At 39.3% G+C, this 242-nt stretch carries 1 protein-coding gene; it reads right to left on the bottom strand.

What is annotated here, in order from left to right:
* The coding region (locus LI112_RS18055) for a hypothetical protein (RefSeq protein WP_227191227.1) at positions 1–216 on the bottom strand (216 nt) is incomplete at its 3' end.
* Positions 217–242: the final 26 nt, after the last annotated feature.

The raw sequence follows: 242 nt of genomic DNA, 5'->3' as shown, positions 1-242 counted from the left end.
ATAGGGGAAATTAGCTAAAAACAGCTTTTTCTGATCTGCCCTCTTCAATTCACTTACCTTGTCCGTAATCAGATTTTTCACATCTGCAAGCATTTTTCCTGGGATACTCTCTGTGGAAAAAACAGCTTTTCCAGATATTTTTCTCTTTTTCGGAGAGCCTCTGATATGCTGAACTTTTCCTCTTTTCTTCTTATGCTGCTGTTTTTTCTCCGTCATAAACTCTGCCCTCTGTCTTTCTGCTG

Source organism: Blautia sp. 210820-DFI.6.14 (assembly GCF_020558815.1).
Classification (GTDB): Bacteria; Bacillota; Clostridia; order Lachnospirales; family Lachnospiraceae; genus Blautia_A; species Blautia_A obeum.
This window is presented reverse-complemented; position numbering and strand designations above follow the sequence as displayed.